Annotated in this window: 11 protein-coding genes; 5 read left to right on the forward strand and 6 right to left on the reverse strand. The window is 64.0% G+C overall.

Features of this window, described 5'->3' with window-relative positions:
* Positions 1–46: 46 nt before the first annotated feature.
* The 3 genes from EB815_RS01680 to EB815_RS01690 all read right to left on the reverse strand — a co-directional run bounded on the left by EB815_RS01680 (position 47) and on the right by EB815_RS01690 (position 4,878).
* Positions 47–3,526, reverse strand: coding sequence for an indolepyruvate ferredoxin oxidoreductase family protein (locus EB815_RS01680; RefSeq protein ID WP_056570341.1), 3,480 nt, complete (start codon positions 3,524–3,526; stop codon positions 47–49).
* A gap of 214 nt (positions 3,527–3,740) precedes the next feature.
* A complete protein-coding gene (locus tag EB815_RS01685) occupies positions 3,741–4,274 on the reverse strand; it encodes a hypothetical protein (protein WP_081294943.1) in 534 nt (177 codons plus the stop codon).
* A complete protein-coding gene (locus tag EB815_RS01690) occupies positions 4,267–4,878 on the reverse strand; it encodes a CGNR zinc finger domain-containing protein (RefSeq protein ID WP_056569222.1) in 612 nt (203 codons plus the stop codon). The genes EB815_RS01685 and EB815_RS01690 overlap by 8 nt, the downstream gene beginning before the upstream one ends.
* Before the next feature lie 148 nt (positions 4,879–5,026).
* On the opposite strand from EB815_RS01690, the gene EB815_RS01695 reads away from it, so the two are divergent.
* From EB815_RS01695 to EB815_RS01710, 4 genes are all read left to right on the forward strand, one after another.
* Positions 5,027–5,932: a branched-chain amino acid ABC transporter permease gene (locus tag EB815_RS01695; protein ID WP_056569219.1), complete on the forward strand. Its 906-nt coding sequence runs from the start codon at positions 5,027–5,029 to the stop codon at positions 5,930–5,932.
* Positions 5,933–6,139: 207 nt separating this feature from the next.
* Complete coding sequence (locus EB815_RS01700) at positions 6,140–6,724, forward strand: TRAP transporter small permease subunit (RefSeq protein WP_056569216.1); 585 nt, start codon at positions 6,140–6,142, stop codon at positions 6,722–6,724.
* Positions 6,724–8,511, forward strand: coding sequence for a TRAP transporter large permease (locus EB815_RS01705; protein ID WP_056569213.1), 1,788 nt, complete (start codon positions 6,724–6,726; stop codon positions 8,509–8,511). Before EB815_RS01700 ends, EB815_RS01705 begins: the two co-directional genes overlap by 1 nt.
* 13 nt (positions 8,512–8,524) lie before the next feature.
* Positions 8,525–9,553: a zinc-dependent alcohol dehydrogenase family protein gene (locus EB815_RS01710; protein WP_056569210.1), complete on the forward strand. Its 1,029-nt coding sequence runs from the start codon at positions 8,525–8,527 to the stop codon at positions 9,551–9,553.
* Positions 9,554–9,819: 266 nt separating this feature from the next.
* Here the strand turns inward: EB815_RS01710 and EB815_RS01715 are convergent, their stop codons facing one another.
* Positions 9,820–10,926, reverse strand: a complete 1,107-nt coding sequence (locus EB815_RS01715; RefSeq protein WP_056569207.1) for a TRAP transporter substrate-binding protein — start codon at positions 10,924–10,926, stop codon at positions 9,820–9,822.
* A gap of 264 nt (positions 10,927–11,190) precedes the next feature.
* Between EB815_RS01715 and EB815_RS01720 the strand changes: the two genes are divergently transcribed.
* Positions 11,191–11,964: a gamma-glutamyl-gamma-aminobutyrate hydrolase family protein gene (locus EB815_RS01720; RefSeq protein WP_056570339.1), complete on the forward strand. Its 774-nt coding sequence runs from the start codon at positions 11,191–11,193 to the stop codon at positions 11,962–11,964.
* A gap of 36 nt (positions 11,965–12,000) precedes the next feature.
* Here EB815_RS01720 and EB815_RS01725 read toward each other — a convergent pair whose 3' ends face one another.
* Both EB815_RS01725 and EB815_RS01730 read right to left on the reverse strand, forming a co-directional pair.
* Positions 12,001–12,672: an outer membrane protein gene (locus EB815_RS01725; RefSeq protein WP_056569204.1), complete on the reverse strand. Its 672-nt coding sequence runs from the start codon at positions 12,670–12,672 to the stop codon at positions 12,001–12,003.
* Between the two features lie 116 nt (positions 12,673–12,788).
* Positions 12,789–13,175 carry a hypothetical protein gene (locus EB815_RS01730; protein ID WP_056570337.1) on the reverse strand — a complete coding sequence of 129 codons (387 nt, stop codon included), beginning with the start codon at positions 13,173–13,175 and terminating at the stop codon, positions 12,789–12,791.
* Positions 13,176–13,225 lie beyond the last annotated feature (50 nt).

A 13,225-nucleotide genomic window follows, 5' to 3' on the forward strand; every position in this document is an offset into this window, starting at 1 on the left:
AACCTTTAGCCTGGGCTGAAACGCCTGATTTTAGGCGCTTTTTGGATCATTCGGCGGCCTGAAGTTCCGGCCTTGCGGATGCTTTTGCCAAGCGATCGAGCAGCCTTTGGCGCTCGCCCAGGGCCTTTTCGGCGGTGGCCTGCCGGACATGGCCATAACCGCGGATGAGCGCGGGAACCGAAACGAGAGCGACCGCCGCATCGGCCTTATCGGGTGCCAGCGACTTGGCGACGAGCTGCAGATCACCCTCGTACTGTGCCAAAAGCTGCCGTTCCGCACGCCGTTCGGCGGTGTAGCCAAAAAGGTCGAAAGCAGTGCCACGCAAGCCCTTCAGCGCCGCCAGCAGCTGAAAACCCTTCATCATCCAGGGGCCGAAGCTCGACTTCCTCGGTTTGCCATCATTGCCGCGACGTCCCATGAGCGGCGGCGCGAGATGGAATTCGAGCTTCTCGTAGCTCTGGAACTGCTTTCCAAGCTCGGCGGCAAAGGAGCCGTCGGTGTAGAGCCGAGCCACCTCGTATTCGTCCTTGATCGCCATCAGCTTGAACAGGTTCCTCGCCGCCGCCTCGGTCACGGCGGTCGAGCCGGGCACGGCCTTGGCCTCGGCGGCGCGCAGCTGCGCCAGCCTGTCGGCATAGCGCTTGCCGTAGGCGGCGTTCTGATAGGAGGTCAGGAAGGCGACACGGCGGGCAATGATCTCGTCCAGCGTCTGCGCGACCGGGGCGGTCTGTCCCGCCTTGCCTTGCTGGGAGACAAGGCCGCGCACGAAATCCGGCTGGTGTGCCGCGCGGCGGCCCCAGCGGAAGGCGGCGATGTTCATCGCCACCGCTTCGCCATTGAGCTCGATGGCCTTTTCGACGGCCTCGGCCGACAGCGGCAGGCCGCCATGCTGGAAGGCAAAGCCGAGCATGAACATGTTGGCGCCCAGCGAATTGCCGAACAGCGATGTGGCGGTGCGGGTGGCGTCGAAAAAATGCGCCTTGTCCTCGCCGGCGGCGGTGCGGATCGCTTTCTTCAGGCGTTCTATGGGCAGCGAGAAATCCGCCGAGCGGGCAAACTCGCCGGGCATGATCTCAGCGGTGTTGGCGAGGAAGATGGTATGGCCCTCGCGTACCGCCGTCAGCACCTTCTTGGCGCCCGACACGACGAGGTCGCAGCCAAGCACGAGGTCGGCCTTCCCCGCCGAAACGCGGATGGCATGGATATCGTCCGGCGTGCGGGCGATGCGGACATGGGTGAACACCGAGCCGCCCTTCTGGGCGAGACCGGCCATGTCGATCATGCCGCACCCCTTGCTCTCGAGATGAGCCGCCATGCCGAGCACGGCACCGACGGTGACGACGCCGGTGCCGCCGACGCCATCGATGATCGCCGCCCAGCCCTCGGCACCCAGAGGAAATTCGGCCGGTGCCGGCACGCCGTCGAGCGGATCGGTCTTGCCGGCCAGGCCCTCGGCTTTCCTGATCTTGGCGCCATGCACGGTGACGAAAGACGGGCAGAAACCGTTGACGCAGGAGAAGTCCTTGTTGCAACTCGACTGGTCGATCTTGCGCTTACGGCCGAATTCGGTCTCGACCGGCTGGATCGAGACGCAGTTCGACTGCACGCCGCAATCGCCGCAGCCTTCGCAGACCAGTTCGTTGATGAAGACGCGCTTGTCGGGATCGGGAAAGGTGCCGCGCTTGCGGCGCCGGCGCTTCTCGGCCGCACAGGTCTGGTCGTAGAGCAGGATCGACACGCCCTTGACGTCGCGCAACTCGCGCTGGACGAGGTCGAGGTCGTCGCGGTGGTGGATGGTGGCGCCGGCGGGGAATTCGGCCTTGCCGGCATATTTGTCGGGTTCGTCGGTGACGATGGCGATCCGGTCGACGCCCTCTGCCCGCACCTGCCTGGCGATCATGTCCACCGTCAGGCCGCCCTCGTGCGGCTGGCCGCCGGTCATGGCCACGGCATCGTTGTAGAGGATCTTGTAGGTGATGTTGGCTCCGCTCGACAGCGCGAAGCGGATCGCCAGCGTGCCGGAATGGTTGTAGGTGCCGTCGCCGAGGTTCTGGAAGATATGATCGCGCTTGGAGAAAGGCGCCTGGCCGACCCATTGCGCGCCTTCGCCGCCCATGGCCGTGAAGCCCAGCGTATTGCGGTCCATCCACAGCGCCATGAAATGGCAGCCTATGCCGGCGGCGGCGATCGAGCCGTCCGGCACCTTGGTCGAGGAGTTGTGCGGACAGCCCGAACAGAAGAAGGGCGTGCGCGAACCGATGTCGGTGGCGTCCGCCAGCATCGCCTGGAACTGGCGCAGCTTCGCCACCCGCGCCGAAATCTCTTCCGAAGGGCCGATGGTTTTCACGATGCGCTCGCCCAGGGCAATGGCAATCTCGTTGGGGTCGAGCGCGCCCTTGGCGGGAAACAGCCAGTCGCCGCGCTCGTCCTTCTTGCCGACGATGACCGGCTGGATGGCGGTACCGTAGAGGTTCTCGCGCAGTTGCACCTCTATCAGCGAGCGCTTCTCCTCGACGACGACGATGGCGTCGAGGCCACGGGCAAAGTCCGCGATGTGCTGCAGGTCGAGCGGCCAGGGGCAGCCGACCTTGAACAGCCGCACGCCGATGCGGTTGGCGGCCGCCTCGTCGATGCCGATATCCTCCAGCGCCTGGCGGACATCGAGATAGCTCTTGCCCAGCGTGATGATGCCGAGCTTCGGGTTGCGGCCACCCGAATAGACGATGTGGTTCAGCCCGTTGGCATGGATGAAAGCGGAGGCCGCGGCACGCTTGTACTCGTGCAGCCGCTCTTCCTGGCCGAGCATGTCGATCTCGTGGCGGATGTTGAGGCCGCCCGGCGGCATGTCGAACTCCGGCAGGACGATGTTGAGCCGTTCGAGCGAGGCGTCGACCGAGGCCGTCGATTCGATGTTGTCCTTGACGCATTTGATCGCCGCCCAGGTGCCGGCGAAACGCGACATGGCAAAGCCATACAGCCCGTAGTCGATGATCTCCTGGACGCCGGCCGGATTGAGGATCGGCACCATGGTGTCGACGAAGAGGAATTCGGTGGCGTGCGCATTGGTCGAGGATTCGGCCATGTGGTCGTCGCCCATGAGCGCGAGCACGCCGCCGTGCCTGGACGAGCCGGCGAGATTGGCGTGACGGAACACGTCGCCCGAACGATCGACGCCCGGCCCCTTGCCGTACCAGACCGAAAAGACCCCATCATGAGTGCCCTCGCCCAGCAGCTCCGTCTGCTGCGATCCCCAGCAGGCGGTGGCGGCAAGTTCCTCGTTGAGGCCGGGCTGGAAGACGATGTCGGCCCCGGCGAGCTGCTTCTTCGCCTTCCACAGCTGCATGTCGAGCCCGCCGAGCGGCGAGCCGCGATAACCGGAGACGAAACCAGCCGTGTTCAGGCCGGCGCGGCGGTCGCGCTCGCGCTGCATCAGGAGCATGCGGATGACCGCCTGTGCGCCGGACAGGAAGATGCGCTCCTTTCCAAGGTCGAACTTGTCGTCGAGCGCGACATCATGCAGCGTCATCGGGCATTTCCTCTGCGAAGGCCGCGGCCAGCAGCCAACGTCGGGATCGGATGGCGCATCCTTTCTCCCCTTGCAAGGCAGGTCAAACAAAATCGAAGGGGCCAGGCCACGCGCAACAAACAGTCCGGCGGGCACCGGACCACGCATGAAACCGTGCGCCGACAGCGCCACGGCGCACGAAAATTCCAGACGAAACCGGTGCGGTCGGAAGCTGTCAGCCGGCTTTCGAGCAGTCCGGCTTCGGCTCGCCCGGCAGCTTGCCGTCGGGATGGCCCGCGAGGTCGGGATTGGCCGTATAGAGCTGGTCGATGACCAGCGGCCGGTCGGGCAGGATCGACTGGTCCTCCGTCGACATCAGCGTGGTGTCGATCGTCTGCAAAACGGTACCGTCGGCGCCCTTGATGCTGATGGCGATGGCATAGGGCTTGTTCTTGACGATGCAGGCCAGCGCCGGGCTCTCCAGGCTCACCTTGTCGAGCTTCGGCCAGACCTTCTGTTCGACCACCAACGGCGCACCGCCGGCAGGGTTCTGGAAGCTGGCAACCGCCACCTGGCCCTCACCCATCGGCTGCAAGGGCCGCAGCGTCACGACGTAGGTTGCCCTGGCGAGACGGTAGTTGAAGACGAATATCTTGCCGGAAACCTCGAACAGCTTGCCCTCGCCGCCGGTATCGCGGCAGCCGCCGAGCGCCGCGGCGGCGATCAAGATGGCGCCGGCAACGAGCGCGCGTGAAAATCCCCTAGGCATCCTTGACCTCATGGGCCGCCAAGCGGCGGCGGCGATAGTGACGACTTGCCTTCTGCCGGTTGCCGCACACCGACATGTCGCACCAAAGACGGCTGGAATTGCGGCTTCTGTCGACAAACAGCCAGGTGCAGTTGGGACATATCCTGAGCCTCGCGATCGTGTCGTCACGCAGCAGCGAGAGTGCCGAAACCGCCAGCGCCGCCTCGAAAGCGATCGGCGTCGAGGGATTCCCGAACGGCTTTCCCGGTACACCGATCTCCGTGCGGCTGCCGGCCAGGCCCTCGGCACAGGCCCGCAGGAAATCCGGCAGATCAGCGGTGGCGAGCGCGCCCTTCGACACCGCGCCGCGAAACAGCCGGTCGGTAGCCTCGCGGATCGACAGCACGACAGGCGCGATTGCCGCCGGTGAGGACACAGCCAGCCGCCTGTCGCCAAGCTCGGCGGCGCGGAAGCCGCTGGCCGCATCGGCAAAGCGGGCGATTTCGACCTGATCGTCGAAGCGGTCGAATGTGCGTTGGGGATCGCCGCGCAGCACGACGGTGTTCGCCGTGTCGAGCGCGAGCAGGCCGCCGGTGAAGCGGTGCGGGGTCCAGGCAACTGTCATATCGCAAAATCTAACCGATAAATCGCGTTTGACAAGTTAGATTCGACGATGCAAACCTCCGATGCGCACGGTATCGTCGCTTTGTCTTGAGCATTTTCGCCGTCCCGGACCACCGCGCATTCCGGGCGTTACGCTTCTGGTGTTGAGCATGCTCTATTTTTTCCAGCAGGTGCTGAACGGGCTGCATTCGGGCGCGCTCTATGCGCTGCTCGCCTTCGGCTACGTGCTGACCAACGGTATCCTGCACCGCACCAACCTCGCCTATGGCGCGCTGTTTGCGTTCTGTGGCCAGGCGATGATCCTGAGCGTCGCCTTCGGCTATCAGGTTCTGTGGCTGACACTGCTGGCGTCGGTGCTGTTCGGGGTCGTCGCGGCGTTCCTCTATGCCGCGCTGATCAGCCATGTCCTGTCGCGCAGCATCTTCGAACCGCTGGCGGACCGCTCGCCCAATGCCATCGTGGTGACCACGCTCGGCATCCTGCTCGTGCTTTCGGAGGCCAGCCGTATCGCCGCCGACACGCATGATCTGTGGCTGCCGCCAATGTTGGCGCAGCCCATCGTCTTCGCCGAAACCTCAGGTTTCAAGGCGACGCTGACGCTGATCCAGGTGCTCGACTGCGCGGTGGTGCTGGCGGCGGTCGCACTCGCCACCTCAGCATTTGCCCACTCCAACTTCGGCCGGTGCTGGCGCGCTGTCTCGGACGATCCACGAGCAGCCGCCCTGTGCGGCGTCGACGTGCGCGGCGTGTTCCGGCGTGCCGTGCTGCTCGGCGGCTTCTGCGCCGCGCTGGCCGGCGTCATGGCCAGCCTCTACTACGGCAATGTCAGCTTCGGCTCAGGTCTGGTCTACGGCCTGAAGATCCTGTTCGTGACAGCGGTCGGCGGCTATCTTTCGCCACCTCGGGCGGCAGTGGGCGCGGCCGCCTTCGGCATGGCCGAATCACTATGGGCCGGCTATTTTCCGGTCGAATGGCGCGATGCGTGGATGTACCTGTTCCTGGTGGCCATGCTGATACTGATCGGCGCCGGCCGCGATACCGGCAAGGTCGTCTGAGCCCATCAGACTTTGCTTGCCCATCAGACTTTGGTTGCATGACGCCGGGGCAGACCGCCCTTGTCCCGCGCCCCCCTTCATCCGATACCGTTTTGCCGCCGCCATCCGTGTTGACCCGTCCTGCCACGCGCGGCATACCGTTGGGCCACGCGGCGTGACGGCAGAAAAAGGGGGAGCCGGCACGCCTCGTATACAAGGGAGGACTGCATGGAAGGGCCGCTCGCTCTGTCGCGAGGCATCGACCGCCTCAACGAATTCATCGGCAAATCGGTATCCTGGCTGATCCTGCTGGCGATCCTGGTGAGCGCGGCCAACGCCGTCATCCGCAAGATGTTCGACACCTCGTCGAATGCGTGGCTGGAACTGCAATGGTACCTGTTCGGCGCCGCCTTCATGCTGGCGGCCGCCTATACCCTGAAGCAGAACGAGCATATCCGCATCGATATCGTCTACGGCCTGTTTTCACGCCGCGTGCAGCACTGGATCGACCTTCTCGGCCATATCCTCTTCCTGATGCCGTTCGTGACGCTGATGGTCGTCTATTTCGTGCCCTACGTGTCGCTGTCGTTCCACAGCGGTGAAATGTCGACCAATGCCGGCGGCCTGATCGTCTGGCCGGCCAAGGCGATCCTGCTGGTCGGCTTTTTCCTGCTGGCACTCCAGGGCATTTCCGAAATCATCAAGAAGATCGCCATCATGCGCGGCGTCATGGACGATCCCAACCCCTTCATTTCCGTGCACGAACAGGCTGAGCTCGAAGCCAAGGCGCTGGCCGACGAGGTGCGCTCGTGATGGAGTTCATCGCCCAGAACATGGCGCCGATCATGTTCGCCTCGCTGATCCTGTTCATGCTGATCGGCTATCCCGTCGCCTTCTCGCTGGCCGCCAACGGCCTGATGTTCTTCTTCATCGGCGTGCTTTTGACGCCCTATTCGGGCGGGGCGATCAACCTCGCCTGGCCGCTGCTCCATGCGTTGCCGGACAATTTCTACGGCAGCCGGGTGATGTCGAACGACACGCTGCTGGCCATTCCGTTCTTCACCTTCATGGGCATCGTGCTCGAACGATCGGGCATGGCCGAGGACCTGCTCGACACGATCGGCCAGCTGTTCGGACCGATCCGCGGCGGCCTCGCCTATGCGGTGATCTTCGTCGGCGCGTTGCTGGCGGCGACCACCGGCGTGGTGGCGGCATCTGTCATCGCCATGGGACTGATCTCGCTGCCGATCATGCTGCGCTATGGCTATGACCGCCGTCTGGCGTCCGGTGTCATCGCCGCCTCCGGTACGCTCGCCCAGATCATCCCGCCCTCGCTGGTGCTGATCGTTCTGGCCGACCAGCTCGGCCGTTCGGTCGGCGACATGTATGCGGGTGCGCTGATCCCGGGCCTCGTGCTCACCGGTCTCTACGCACTCTACATTCTCATCGTGTCGATCTTCCGGCCGAAGATGATGCCGGCGCTGCCGCTCGAAGCGCGCACGCTCGGCCATGGCGTGATTTCGCTGCTGGTGGCGCTGGCGGCGGCGGTAGCCGTCTCCTATGCGGCGTACAGCTATCTGGCACCGACCCATGGCGACAATGCCGACATTCTTGGCGCCTGCGTCGGCGTGATCCTGATCTATGTCGTCGCGATCGCCGACAGAAGGTTGAACATCAACATGATGTCGCGGCTGGCGCAGCAGGTCGTCGTCGTGCTGATCCCGCCGCTGGCGCTGATCTTCCTTGTTCTGGGCACCATCTTCCTCGGCATCGCCACGCCGACCGAAGGCGGCGCCATGGGCGCGGTCGGCGCGCTGGCGATGGCCGCGGCAAAGGGCCGGCTGTCGCTGGACGTGATCAAGCAGGCACTGGCCTCGACGACGCGGCTGTCGTCTTTCGTGCTGTTCATCCTGATCGGCGCCCGCGTCTTCTCGCTGACCTTCTACGGCGTCAACGGCCAGATCTGGGTCGAGCATCTCCTGACCTCGCTGCCGGGCGGCGAAGTCGGCTTCCTGATCGGCGTCAACATCCTCGTCTTCTTCCTGGCCTTCTTCCTCGACTTCTTCGAACTGGCCTTCATCATCGTGCCGCTCTTGGCGCCCGCCGCCGACAAGCTCGGCATCGACCTGATCTGGTTCGGCGTGCTGCTCGGCGTCAACATGCAGACCAGCTTCATGCACCCGCCCTTCGGCTTCGCGCTGTTCTACCTGCGCTCGGTCGCCGCGCGCGTGCCCTATCTCGACCGCATCACCGGCAAGCAGATCGCGCCGGTCACCACCGGCCAGATCTATTGGGGGGCGGTGCCCTTCGTCCTGATCCAGGTGGTGATGATCGGACTGACCATCGCCTTCCCGCAAATGGTGATGCGCTACAAGGGCACGGCGATCGATCCCGGCACGATCGACTACAAGGTGCCGGAAGTACCCGGCCTGTCGCCGCTCGGCGCCCCGCAGGATGGTGGCGCGCCCGCCAGTGGCGGCAGCGCACCGACCGCGCCCGCCACGCCAGACCTGTCGCAACCGCCGAGCTTCGGCGATGCGCCGCCGGCCAAGCCGGCGACACCGGCGCCAGACCTCTCGCAACCGCCGAGCTTCAATTGAGAGGGACGATGCCATGAAAGCGGTGCGGCTGGAGGCCGTGGGCATCATCGCGCTGCGCGAGGTCGTCAAACCTGTCCCTGGCCCGGACGAGCTTCTGGTGCGGATCGAAGCCTGCGGCGTCTGCGGCACCGACCGCCACCTCTTCCATGGCGAATTCCCCTGCCGGCCACCGGTGACGCCCGGGCATGAATTTTCGGGCATCATCGAGGCGGTCGGCAACGGCGTCTCCGGCTTTGCCGTCGGCGACCGCGTCACCGGCGATCCCAACATCGCCTGCGGGAGATGTCCGCATTGCCATGCCGGCCGGGTCAATCTCTGCCGCAATCTCAATGCCATCGGCATCCATCGCGATGGCGGCTTTGCCGAGTATGTCGTTCTGCCGCAGAAGCAGGCCTTCATCCTGCCCGCCGACTTGCCTCCAACGCATGGCGCATTCTGCGAGCCGCTCGGCTGCTGCCTGCATGGCATCGATCTTGCCGCGATCAAGCCCGGCAGTTCGGTGATCGTGCTGGGCGGCGGCGTCATCGGGCTGCTCACCGTGCAATTGGCAAGGCTGGCCGGCGCCACGACCATCATCCTGTCGACCAGACAGGCCTCGCGGCGCGCGCTTGCCGAGGAACTCGGTGCGACGGCGACGGTCGACCCCACCGCCGAAGATGTCATCGATGCCATTTCCGGACCGGCGGGCCTGATGCCGGGCGGCGCCGACGTGGTGTTGGAATGCGCGGGCGTGCGCGAGACCGTCGAGCAATCGATGCGGCTGGCAAGGGCCGGCGGCACGGTCGTCGTCGTCGGCGTGACGCCGCAAGGCATGAAGGCCGAGTTCGAGCCCTTCGACCTGCTGTTCAGGGAATTGAAGGTGGTTGGATCCTTCCTCAACCCCTACACGCACCGCCGCGCCGCCGAGCTGATCGCGTCGGGCGCGATCGAGATCGAGCGGCTGATCTCCAGGCAGGTGCCGCTCGAAGAGGCGGCTGACGTGATCGCCAATCCGCCGGCGCCGGGCGAGGTCAAGGTGCTGGTGGTGCCAGGCCTCGGCTGAAGCGATTGCCTTCGCAAATTGTCAATTACGAGTGTTAGCGCTGCCCCTCATCGCCCTGCCGGGCACTTCTCCCCGTATAGCGACGGGGAGAAGGACGCCTCCGTCGCCGGTTTCGCCAGTTGCCAACGTTGCAGGAAGATGCGCCAAGGGTGCGGCAGCCACCTTCTCCCCGTCACTAAACGGGGAGAAGGTGCCGGCAGGCGGTTGAGGGGCGGCGCAGGCTTCAGCCATTAGCTGGCGCGAGCCCGAGGTCTTTCCGGATAGTTCTACAGCTTGCCGTTGCGCTGCTGGACCATCATGAAGGTGTCGTAATTGTACTCGGCCACCTGTGCCCAGAGATAGTGCTCCTTGCGGAAGCCCTTGATCGATTCCCAGATCTTCTTGAACGGCGCGTTCGAGGCCTCCATCTCGGCATAGACCTCGTTCGCCTTTTCGAAGCAGGCCGCCATGATTTCCTGGCTGAACGGACGCAGTTTCGCGCCGCCGGCCACCAACCGCTTCACCGCCGCGGGGTTCACATAGTCGTATTTCTGCAGCATGTCGGCATCCGTGGCCTGCGCGGCGGTGTGCAACAGCGATTTGTAGGTCGGCGAAAGCTCTTCGTATTTCGCCTTGTTGAACATCAGGTGGACGGTCGGACCACCTTCCCACCAGCCGGGATAGTAGTAGTAGGGCGCGACCTTGTAGAAGCCGAGCTTCTCGTCGTCATAGGGGCCGACCCATTCGGCGGCGTCGATGGTGCCTTTTTCCAGCGCCGGGTAGATGTCGCCGCCAGCGATCTGCTGCGGCACGACGCCGAGTTTCTGCACCACCTTGCCGGCAAAGCCGCCAATGCGCATCTTGAGGCCGGAGAGGTCGGCGACCGTGTTGATCTCCTTGCGGAACCAACCGCCCATCTGCACGCCGGTGTTGCCGCCCGGCAGCCCGAAAAGACCTTGCGTGGCGAGAAACTCGTTGAACAGGTCAATGCCGCCGCCATGATAATGCCAGGCATTCATGCCGCGCGCGTTGAGTGAAAAGGGAACCGCCGCACCAAGCGCCCATGTCGGGTCCTTGCCCCAGTAATAATATGCCACCGTGTGGCAGGCTTCGACGGTGCCGGCCGTGGTGGCGTCGGCGGCCTGCAGGCCGGGCACGAGCTCGCCGGCGGCAAAGACCTGGATCTGGAAATTGCCGTCCGTGGCTTCCGACAGCATCTTGGAGAAGACCTCGGCGCCGCCATAGATGGTGTCGAGCGATTTCGGGAAGGACGATGCCAGCCGCCATGTAACCTTGGGATTGGACTGGGCTATTGCCGGAGCGGCAAGCGTTGCCGCCGCCGCGGCGCCGAGACCGGTCACGCCGGCCTTGCGAATGAACGAACGACGATCCATGCAGTTCCTCCCTTTTGGATCAACAGACCGACATTCGGGAAATCCTCGGCTTCCCATATCGGTTGGCCGAAACAATACACGGGCAAGAAGCCTAGTCCAGCACGGCGGCCTGATTTGGTAACCAAGCCGTGCGACCCTGCAACTATAGTCTAACAAGGGATTTGGTGGCCCATGCGACACGCCGAAACTTGCCATGGAAAAACCACAGCGGATCGCCTATTTTGAAGCCAGGACCTACCTTGCCAGATGGAAACCAGAGCCAAAATGCAGCAGCCGCTCGTCGCCATATCGACCGACGTCCGTCAGTTCGACAACTACACCTGGCATGCCGCCCCTCAGCAATATCTCGAAGCAGCAATCACCGGTGCGGGCGTGTTCCCGCTGCTGGTGCCATCGTTCGGCGACAGGCTCGACTTCGACGAGCTTTTGTCCTCCGTCGACGGCGTCATGGTCACCGGCTCGAAATCCAACGTGCACCCCTCGCTCTACGGTGGCGATGCCAGCGAAGCCAACGGCCCTTATGATCCGGCGCGCGACGCCACCACGCTGCCGCTGATCCGCCGGGCCATCGAGCGGGGAGTGCCGCTGCTCGCAATTTGCCGTGGCATCCAGGAGCTGAACGTCGCGCTCGGCGGCACGCTGGGCACCGAGATCCAGGAGCGCGAGGGTTCGCTCGACCATCGCGCTCCCGCGAGCGACAAACAAGACGAGCGCTTCGCCATGCACCAGACCATTTCGATCAAGCCTGGCAGCTGCCTGGCCGGCGTGTTCGGTGCCGGAGACATCAAGGTCAATTCGTTGCACCGGCAAGCGATCGACCGGTTGGGGTCGAGGCTTGAGATCGAGGCAGTCGCCACCGACGGCACGGTCGAAGCGGTTTCGGTCAAGGGAGCCCGCGCCTTCGCCGTCGGCGTCCAGTGGCACCCCGAATACTGGGTCAAATCGGACAGCAACTCGGCCAAGATCTTCCGCGCTTTCGGTGATGCGGTGCGCCTGCATGCGGCGGCAAAGGCTGGCGCACGGGCCGCGGCGGAGTAGAAAAGGCGGCGACAATGTCGCCGCCTTCAATCGATATCAGAACTTGTAGCTGAAGCCGACGCGGACAGCTTGAGTCTTCACCTCGGTGGGGTACAGGAAGCCGCTGTCGGTCGCTGGATTGTCGGTGAATTTGCCGAAATCGCTGTAGCGATATTCGACGCGCGTCGTCCAGTTCTGCGTGAATGCATATTCGAGACCGGCGCCCACGGTCCACCCAGCTTTGGTATTGGACGAGTCGTCAGTCGTTCCACCATCGTCGTACTTGGTCTTGAAGTGAGCAACCGCGAGACCGCCAGTCGCGTACAACAGGGCCGGCCCCATCGCATAGCCAAGGCGTGCCCGCAAAGAACCTTGGACGTCGATCTTGGTCTTGATATTGCCGGCAAATTCGGAATCGACGGAGCCACTCATTCCCGAGGCTTCGATGTCGCCTTCAGCGCCAAGAACGAACGAACCGTAAGCCTGGTTGTAGCCAAGATGGATACCGCCGAGCACGCCGTTGGAGCTCCACGAGTCAGCCCAGTCCGAAAAGCCGTTGCCTATCTGGGAATCGTGGCTATCGACATCGCCCCAGCCATAGCCCAGTTGGACGCCGACATAGGGGCCGCTCCATTCATAGACTGCCGGACCGGAGGACAGCGCATCCGCGGCAAAAGCGCTGCCCGGAAGGGCGGCAAGAATGGCTGAAGCGAGCAGAATCGATTTCATAGGAGCACCCCGAAGCTGTGTTGTAGTCTAAACTGCTTCGGTTCCGGCGCAATACGGCCGGGTATCCCATGGATGTTTTCCTATCTGAAGTTGCAAAAAGACCACGCCTTGGCCGGCTAGTGACCGTCGACCGCCAATGACAGCAGCGGCAGCGTGGGCGCGTAGGATTCGTAGCCGTCCCCATCGGCAACGCTGAAAGCGACAATCGGATCGATGCCGTTAGCGCTGAAGGCGACCGTGCCGTCGTTCTGGTCGCGCCAGAATTTCGCCCGCTCGATGCCCGGCAAGAGCCGGCGGCAATTTGGAGCCACCGTCAACAACGACAGCCCATCCGAAATCGCGGCTCCGCGCGTCACCGCGCAGGCCCCCTCGTCGCCATTGGCGACCAGTTTGTAGGTGTTGGATGGCACGGCTTCTTCGGCAACGCTTTCACCGCCGCCTTGAAACATCTGAACGCCGCCAAACAGCGCGGCGGCAGCGATCAAGACGGAAAGCGCTTTCATCATCATTCATCCATTCTTGCGTACGGGATAAACAATGAATTCAAAGGGTT

Source organism: Mesorhizobium loti, assembly GCF_013170705.1.
GTDB classification, from domain to species: domain Bacteria; phylum Pseudomonadota; class Alphaproteobacteria; order Rhizobiales; family Rhizobiaceae; genus Mesorhizobium; species Mesorhizobium loti_D.

Bases quoted from the DNA above. Each gene is read 5' to 3' on its own strand.
- EB815_RS01730 (WP_056570337.1), bottom strand. From the start codon at position 13,175: ATGAAAGCGCTTTCCGTCTTGATCGCTGCCGCCGCGCTGTTTGGCGGC.
- EB815_RS01695 (WP_056569219.1), top strand. From the start codon at position 5,027: ATGCTCTATTTTTTCCAGCAGGTGCTGAACGGGCTGCATTCGGGCGCG.
- EB815_RS01680 (WP_056570341.1), bottom strand. From the start codon at position 3,526: ATGACGCTGCATGATGTCGCGCTCGACGACAAGTTCGACCTTGGAAAG.
- EB815_RS01725 (WP_056569204.1), bottom strand. From the start codon at position 12,672: ATGAAATCGATTCTGCTCGCTTCAGCCATTCTTGCCGCCCTTCCGGGC.
- EB815_RS01720 (WP_056570339.1), top strand. From the start codon at position 11,191: ATGCAGCAGCCGCTCGTCGCCATATCGACCGACGTCCGTCAGTTCGAC.
- EB815_RS01685 (WP_081294943.1), bottom strand. From the start codon at position 4,274: ATGCCTAGGGGATTTTCACGCGCGCTCGTTGCCGGCGCCATCTTGATC.
- EB815_RS01715 (WP_056569207.1), bottom strand. From the start codon at position 10,926: ATGGATCGTCGTTCGTTCATTCGCAAGGCCGGCGTGACCGGTCTCGGC.
- EB815_RS01700 (WP_056569216.1), top strand. From the start codon at position 6,140: ATGGAAGGGCCGCTCGCTCTGTCGCGAGGCATCGACCGCCTCAACGAA.
- EB815_RS01690 (WP_056569222.1), bottom strand. From the start codon at position 4,878: ATGACAGTTGCCTGGACCCCGCACCGCTTCACCGGCGGCCTGCTCGCG.
- EB815_RS01705 (WP_056569213.1), top strand. From the start codon at position 6,724: ATGGAGTTCATCGCCCAGAACATGGCGCCGATCATGTTCGCCTCGCTG.
- EB815_RS01710 (WP_056569210.1), top strand. From the start codon at position 8,525: ATGAAAGCGGTGCGGCTGGAGGCCGTGGGCATCATCGCGCTGCGCGAG.